We start from the raw sequence: 254 nt of genomic DNA, 5'->3' as shown, positions 1-254 counted from the left end.
CCGGAGCAGTAAATGTTGGTGCAATATTATCGGAAACGGTAATGGTTTGCGTTTGTTCTGGCGCAGTGTTACCACAGCTATCTGTTAATGTCCATGTTCTGGTGATTACGAATGATCCTTCGCAAGTTCCAGCGACTACAGCGTCTGTGTAGGTCGCGTCTAGGGTTGTAGAACAGTTATCTGCTTCGTCTGTAACATCTCCTGTAATGTTTACTCCAGCATCGTAGTTACATGATGCATCTGTAAATATCTCA

General features: G+C 44.1%; 1 protein-coding gene. It reads right to left on the bottom strand.

Going from position 1 to position 254, the window contains the following annotated elements; all coding sequences use genetic code 11:
• A partial coding sequence (locus ACVC08_RS00355; protein WP_452600528.1) for a hypothetical protein occupies nt 1-254 on the bottom strand: 254 nt, incomplete at both ends.

The organism is Pontimicrobium sp. MEBiC06410 (assembly GCF_053601615.1).
The sequence above is the reverse complement of the archived record's forward strand: the minus strand, read 5'-3'. Positions and strand labels throughout refer to the sequence as shown.